General features: G+C 38.2%; 6 protein-coding genes. 5 read left to right on the top strand and 1 reads right to left on the bottom strand.

Annotated features, from left to right (window positions below; all coding sequences use genetic code 11):
* The 5 genes from Q0376_RS06710 to Q0376_RS06730 all read left to right on the top strand — a co-directional run.
* A partial coding sequence (locus tag Q0376_RS06710) for a glycosyl hydrolase family 18 protein (protein WP_298705575.1) occupies positions 1–1704 on the top strand: 1704 nt, incomplete at its 5' end.
* Positions 1705–1792: 88 nt separating this feature from the next.
* Positions 1793–4261 (top strand): leucine--tRNA ligase, encoded by a 2469-nt coding sequence (gene leuS / locus Q0376_RS06715; RefSeq protein WP_298705578.1) that lies wholly within the window; start codon positions 1793–1795, stop codon positions 4259–4261.
* 84 nt (positions 4262–4345) lie between these two features.
* A complete protein-coding gene (locus Q0376_RS06720; protein WP_298705581.1) occupies positions 4346–4825 on the top strand; it encodes a dCMP deaminase family protein in 480 nt (159 codons plus the stop codon).
* Positions 4826–5438: 613 nt separating this feature from the next.
* Positions 5439–5828 (top strand): hypothetical protein, encoded by a 390-nt coding sequence (locus Q0376_RS06725; RefSeq protein ID WP_298705583.1) that lies wholly within the window; start codon positions 5439–5441, stop codon positions 5826–5828.
* On the top strand, positions 5795–6637 hold the full coding sequence (locus Q0376_RS06730) for a hypothetical protein (protein WP_298705588.1): 843 nt from the start codon (positions 5795–5797) through the stop codon (positions 6635–6637). The genes Q0376_RS06725 and Q0376_RS06730 overlap by 34 nt, the downstream gene beginning before the upstream one ends.
* Here Q0376_RS06730 and Q0376_RS06735 read toward each other — a convergent pair.
* Positions 6609–7193 (bottom strand): aminopeptidase (locus Q0376_RS06735; protein ID WP_298705591.1); only part of this gene is annotated, 585 nt, incomplete at its 5' end. The two genes, Q0376_RS06730 and Q0376_RS06735, sit on opposite strands and share 29 nt — an antisense overlap.

Raw genomic sequence — 7193 nt, forward strand, 5'->3', positions numbered from 1 at the left:
ACTGATGAGGTGGCGTTTAAAGATAAGGAGTCTCTTTGGATTCCATTGTCCATGTATAAACGGGTGAATTTAAATCCTATTACATCTGAAAAAAATAACACGTATATTACCTTGCCATTACCAAGGGTGGGTGGCGATATGCTATATAGTGGTGATATGCGTCAAGGCACAAGTAAGATTAAATTGCCTATTAGCATGCGCAATGGCATTCCCTATGTGGATGTAAAATCTATATCACCTAGCTTAGGCGTAGTGGCGGTGGAGACCGCTGACGGTGTGGTACTAACGGCACAAGTAGGGGCCGTTCCAAAGCCTGATGTGAAAGAGATTACCAATAGTGTTACCTTAGTGTTCGATCCGTTTGTAACGACACCGTATGCTCATAAAGTAGCTAATGAAGGAACGTCAGTTATTTCTCCTACTTTATTTGATTTAGGGGAAAAAGGATTAGTAGCCAAATCATCCCTAGGTATTGATTATATGCTCCAATATAAAGTCAATGGCTACCAAGTATGGCCTTTAGTGACCAATACATTTGATGCGGATTTTACGAGTACAATTTTACAAGATGAAACAAAATGGCCTATATTGGGACGTGATTTTGTACTCTATGCCTTAGCCTATGGGTATGAAGGTTATAATTTTGATTTTGAAAATGTTCACTATAAAGATAAGGAGCAACTTACGAAGTTTGTCACTTATTTAGCGGACCTTCTTCATACATATAATATTAAATCCTCTATTGATGTAACGGGCTATTCAGAGAGTAAGAAATGGTCCTTAGTGTATGACCGCAAGGCCTATGCTAAGGTAGTCGATTATGTAGTCCTCATGGCTTATGATGAAACTTGGGCCTCCAGTACTACTGCTGGGCCGGTGGCATCCTATCCGTGGGTGAAACGCAATGTAGAGACTATGCTAGAAGAAGTGCCTGCAGAAAAGCTCATTTTAGGGGTTCCTTATTACATGCGCATTTGGACAAGCAAAATCCAAGTCGATGCGAAGGGGCAAGCGTCCATTAGTGAAACTAAGGGTAAAACATTACCTATGGCCGAGGCAGAAGAATTAAAAGCAACATATAAAGACCGTGTAATCTGGGACGATAGATTAAAAACAAATTACCTTGTTTTTGGTACTAATAGCCTAGGCGAGCAACTCTTGATGTATAAGGAAACCGGGCGAGAACCAAGATTAGTAGTACCTGTGGCAACTGGTGTATCACAGCTAGAGCCTGTTAGGGGATTACAAGCCACGGGGAGCGTTGCAACAGCTGCTCACAATAACGAGACAGGTGATAGTAATAAAAATACCGGTGGTAGTAGTAAAGAGATAGTTGATAATAATACTGCTGGTAGTCATACAGAGATAGGTGATAGTCATACAGAGATAGGTAATAGTCATACAGGGGTAGGCCTCAAAGAAAGCCGCATTGCTGGTGGATTACGCAATAAATCATCGTTTATTAAAGAAGTATGGTTTGAAGACGAAGCCTCTATGGGCGCCAAGTTAGGTCTTATTAAGGAATATAAACTAGCTGGTTTTGGTGCGTGGCGTAAAGGCTTTGAAACAGAAGCTTTTGCAAATTATATGTATAAAGAGTATGAAGAACCAAAAGTGGAACAGCAAGACAAGAAAACTAAGAAGCAGTCTAATAAAAAAGCGGATAAAAATTCTGATAAAAAAGGGACTAAAAAGAAAGTTTGACGGCTATTATAGGTTAGTAATATAATTAGGGTTAAGACTTATGATTACAGAACAATCAGAGGAAAATGGAGTATGAGGAGGCTGCGTTATGCAAGAGAAGTATGTAGCACAGGATATTGAAAAAAAGTGGCAATCCTATTGGGTTGAACATAACACATTTAAAACAGAATATGATGAAAGTAAGGAAAAGTACTACGTACTCGAAATGTTCCCTTATCCATCTGGTAATTTACATATGGGGCACGTACGTAACTATTCTATTGGCGACGTAGTGGCACGTTTTAAGAAAATGAAAGGCTTTAATGTCCTTCATCCAATGGGTTGGGATGCTTTTGGCATGCCAGCGGAAAATGCTGCGATTAAACATGGCATTGCACCTAGCAAATGGACTTTTGAAAACATTGAAAATATGAAGCGCCAACAACAAGCTCTTGGTCTTTCTTATGATTGGGACCGTGAAGTAGCCACATGCAAAGATGACTACTATCGTTGGACGCAATGGTTCTTCCAACAATTTTATAAAAAAGGCTTAGCCTATAAAAAAGAAGCAAAAGTTAACTGGTGTGAACATTGCCATACTGTACTTGCTAATGAACAGGTTATTGATGGTCTTTGCTGGCGTTGTGATAACAAAGTAGAGAAAAAGGACTTAAAACAATGGTTCCTTAAAATTACTGAGTATGCAGATCGTCTTCTTGAAGATTTAGATACCCTTGACCATTGGCCAGAACGTGTTAAGACAATGCAGAAAAACTGGATTGGTCGCAGCGAAGGGGCTCAATTTGCTTTTGAAATCCCTGAAATCAATAAGACCATCGAAGTATATACGACCCGCGTAGATACCATTTATGGCGTGTCCTATATTGTATTAGCACCAGAACATCCATATGTGGAAGAATTAATTGCTAATAAGCCTAATAAGGCTGAACTTGATGCATTTATTCACAAAGTGCGCAATTTAAATGAAATTGACCGTACTTCTACTGATGTAGAAAAAGAAGGTTTATTTACGGGCGCTTATGCTAAACATCCAATGACTGGTAAGGACGTACCAATTTGGATTGCTAACTATGTACTTGTAGACTATGGTACTGGTGCTGTTATGGGTTCACCAGCTCATGATGAACGGGACAATAAATTTGCTCGTAAATACAATTTGCCAATTCTTCCTGTTGTACAAAATGCAGACCATACATTGAATTTTGATGAATGGTGCACTGAAGCACATGAAGATGGTGTCCTTATTAATTCTGGTGAATATGATGGCATGACATCTGCTGAAGCTCGCGAAGCCATTATTAAGAATTTTGAAGACCGTGGCATAGGCCGTAAAATGGTAAATTATCGCCTTCGTGACTGGTTGATTTCTCGTCAACGTTATTGGGGCGTGCCAATTCCAGTAGTATACTGTGATAAATGCGGTGAACAACTCGTTCCAGAAGAAGAATTACCTGTGCGTTTGCCTGAAGATGTAGTCTTTGATGGTGGTGCTATTTCTCCATTAGCCACATCTGAAGATTTCTTAAAAGCAACTTGCCCATGCTGTGGCGGCGAAGCACGTCGTGAAATCGACACTATGGATACATTCATTGACTCTTCTTGGTATTTCTTACGTTATACAGATGCGCGCAATGATAAAGAAGCCTTTAATAAGAAAATCGCCGATTACTGGATGAATGTAGACCAATACATTGGTGGTATTGAACATGCAATTTTACACTTACTATATTCTCGCTTCTTTGTAAAAGTAGTACATGACCTAGGTCTTGTAAGCTATAATGAACCATTTAAAGGTTTATTGACTCAAGGCATGGTGCTTAAAGAAGGCAGTAAAATGTCTAAGTCTAAAGGCAATGTAGTATCTCCTGAAGAAATCGTAAATACCTATGGTGCTGATACAGCGCGTCTATTCATCTTGTTTGCTGCACCGGTTGAACGCGATCTTGACTGGAGTGATGAAGGTGTAGAAGGTTCCTACCGCTTCTTAGGCCGTGTGTGGCGTATTGTAGGGGCTTATGAAGAATGGGCTAAAGCCGGTCATACAGAAGCACTTACTAAAGAAGAAACAGCGCTTCGTCGTGAACTTCATCGCGTAATTAAAAAAGTAACTGAAGACCTTGATGGTAAATTTAACTTTAATACAGCGATTTCTAGCATTATGGAACTTGTTAATGCGATGTATCAATTCCGTGATACACATGAAACAATCCAAGCTGATCTTGCTAAAGAAGTTATTGAAAAATTACTTCTCTTATTAGCTCCATTTACACCACATATTACAGAAGAATTGTGGCATGAACTTGGTCATGATACAAGCATTCATAGCGAAGCTTGGCCACAATATGAAGAAAAAGCACTAGTTGTAGATGAAGTGGAAATTGCGATTCAAGTTAATGGTAAACTTCGCGATAAGGCTGTGATTCCTGTAAATATGGATAAAGCAGAATTAGAAGCACAAGCTTTGGCATTACCTCGCATCCAAGAATTTACCAATGGTAAACAAGTTGTGAAGGTTATTATTATTCCAAATAAGATTGTAAATATCGTTGTAAAATAAAATCCTAAGGATTTGCCTGATGCGGGCTTGGCTTATAGCCGAGTCCGCATTTTTAATCATATAAAAGTTGGGTAGGTGAAACACATGTCAAAACGAACTGATTATATTAGTTGGGATGAATATTTTATGGGTGTTGCTATTTTGGCGGCCCAGCGTTCCAAAGACCCTAATACACAAGTAGGGGCTTGCATTGTAAGCGATGATAATAAAATTCTATCCATTGGTTACAATGGTATGCCCTGTGGCTGCAATGATGATGATTTTTCTTGGGACCGCGATGTAGAAAACGATAATAAATACTTTTATATCGTTCATAGCGAGTTAAATGCCATTTTAAACTATCGTGGTGGCTCTTTAGAGGGCAGTAAAATCTATGTTACTTTATTCCCTTGCAATGAGTGTGCTAAGGCTATTATTCAAAGTGGTATAAAAGAAGTTATATATTGGCAAGATATCTATAAAGATACAAGAGAAGTGAAAGCCTCTAAACGAATGCTAAGAACGGCGGGCGTGCAGATTACGGAGTATATGCCTACAGGACGGACACTTAATATTAGCTTGTAGTAATTTCTTATGAAGGAATACAGTTATCAAGATTAAGAAGAACAGTAAACATATTTTTATAAAATAAGAAAAAAATAAAAGCAGGTCATAACTTCAGCATGGATAAACCATGAATTCGTTATTGACTCTGCTTTTTTTTACTTATCATACATAGAGTACGCCTTTGAATTACTGTTTTTCAATCTATATAATACTAAAACTTTCTGGCATAAGAAATTACTATATCATACTAGAGCTTCCTAGGATAAGAAATTACTACATCATAATAGAGTCGTTAGGAAAAAAGTATGGGTAAAGCGCCTAGCGGGATGTATAGGTTTATGGGAGAATCAGAAAATAGTGGATAGTAGATAGGAATTTTCAAAGCTCGTGTCGAATCTATTAAAAGTGCAAAACTTTACCCCTACTTCTGATGTATCGAATGGTGTTGCTTTAACAGAGTATGGTGAAATTAATCTAAAACGAGAAAATATTACAGGAACTACATCTTCGTTTATTCATGAATTAGTTCATGATGTGGTAACTAATATTATTGATAGTGGGGCAGAAAAGGATATTAATTATCTCAATACGTTATTTAAATTAGCTATATATAGAGCTAGGGGGAGAAAACATGGCAGAGAAAATTCAACTATGGAAAGACTTGACTCCAGAGGAGCAACAGGAGGAATTCGTTCGGACAGCTTATTACCTACAGGAAGTAATAGGGATGGAGGACGAAGAAGAAATCAATCGAGTGGTAAATCTAATGCCAGAGATGATAGACAGAATCGGACCTCGCTCGATAGCCAGAACGGACAGAGCGTATCTAGCAGGGGCAACAGCAATGGCAGTAGCTCAAATGCTAGCGGAGGATTTGGGGTACGAGATAGTTCGATGGGAAGCCAAAGACTGGATAAAAATGGGGCAGTGGATGGAAATGGACTATCAAGAAGAGAAGGAACGACTAGCGGAGCATATTCAAGATACATGGAATCTTCGTGGAATAGTGCAGAAAGTTTAGTAGAAAATACAACTAAAGATGATATTAAGAATGGGAAAACCTTAAAAAAGATAGAACGAAAACTAAAGGATTTATTTGATGACCACGAACTCTACATGTCTGATAAAGCAGAACTTATTAGTGCCTGGTTAAATGCAGCTCTTCAATTAGATAAAAAATATGGTACTAATTTACTAGAACAATTACGTAATGACCATGTAATATTCCAAGAAACATTAGCATATGGTTCTCATACATTTATGACTCCTAAACAAGTAGGGGGCATTTTTGATTCGGGTAGAGAATCTATGGATGTAGAAAAACGTCAAGAAGTTATTGATGACCCTATGAACAAGATGATTCTAGTACATCGCCTTGGTGGGGAAAATAATAGTAACAATCAAATTAAATTATCAATTAGGACCAATCAAATTGCCGCTTCTAATGAAGCATTCTTGGCAGACCAAGCTGTAAATGGCAAAAATGCTACTCGGACCAAAGGACTTTCTAACTTAAGTGTAGCATTCCTTAAATTAAAAGATTTGGAAAGTAAGGCTACAGAGGCTTTTGGCGATGTATTCATTGTATTAAAACGACAGGTACTAAATAAAAAAGAACGAAATGCAAAAGGTAAAAATGCATGGTATGCTGGTACTTCTGATACTCGTTCATTAACTATGCGTATAGGAGCTATTAAATCTGGAAACGATTGGTATTATTGGCATAAAAGAAAAAGATGGTATGAAAAACTGAAAGGCCTTGGTGGCTTCTCCACCCTGACAGTTTTCATCCCATCTTGTCTTATATCATTAAACGGCCATTCTCCATAACTGTAATCTCTTTACCGTCTGGCGTAGTGCCTACAATATTCATATTTTCATGCCCAATCATAAAGTCCACATGGCTATGGGAATAGTTTAAGCCTGCTTCTTTAAGTTGTTCTTTCGTTAGGCCGTCGCTATTTTGTAAGCATGTTGGATAGGCGGCACCGATGGCGAGATGGCATGAAGCATTTTCGTCGTACAAGGTTTCAAAGTAGATTCGATTGGATTGGCTTATTGGTGAGTAGTGATCTACTAAGGCAAGTTCTCCCAAATAAGAGGAGCCTTCATCTGTTTCGATGAGTTTAGTCAAATACTCTTTACCTTCAGCCGCATCATAATTGACAATTTTACCATCTTTAAACTCAAACCAGAATTTATCAATATGATTGCCTTGGTAAATTAGTGGCTTGGTACTGAATACTTTACCATTTACATTATTGTATTGAGGTGCAGAGAAGACTTCTTCAGTGGGGATATTAGCATCGAAAATAATACCGGATTTTGAAGATTCCGCACCGCCTTGCCAAAGATGATTTTTAGGAAGGCCCACAACTAAATCAGT

It is taken from the genome of uncultured Veillonella sp. (genome assembly GCF_937981445.1).
Classification (GTDB): domain Bacteria; phylum Bacillota; class Negativicutes; order Veillonellales; family Veillonellaceae; genus Veillonella_A.